This is a genomic window from Pantoea sp. GbtcB22 (genome assembly GCF_019091025.1).
GTDB classification, from domain to species: Bacteria; Pseudomonadota; Gammaproteobacteria; order Enterobacterales; family Enterobacteriaceae; genus Pantoea; species Pantoea leporis.
The window spans coordinates 1-229 of sequence record NZ_JAGXKB010001046.1 but is presented as its reverse complement, the minus strand read 5'-3'; the positions used below and the strand labels follow the sequence as shown (position 1 = coordinate 229).

At 64.6% G+C, this 229-nt stretch carries 1 protein-coding gene; it reads left to right on the top strand.

The annotated features are described in order from the left end of the window. Nucleotides 1–229: solute carrier family 23 protein (locus KVT28_RS27445; RefSeq protein ID WP_254633688.1), on the top strand; the 229-nt coding region annotated here is incomplete at both ends.

Genomic DNA, 229 nt, shown 5'->3' with positions numbered 1-229 from the left:
GGTGTGACCAAGCGCGCCGGCCTGGCAGATGAGCAGGGCAACGTGCCGAAAATGGGCCGTGCGTTGATCGCAGATAGCGCCGCCGCGCTGTCCGGCTCGCTGCTTGGTACTTCAACCACCACCAGCTATGTGGAATCTGCTGCCGGCGTCAGCGCCGGTGGCCGCACCAGCCTGACGGCGATTGTGGTGGCGATTCTGTTTCTGCTGAGCCTGTTCTTCTCGCCGCTGG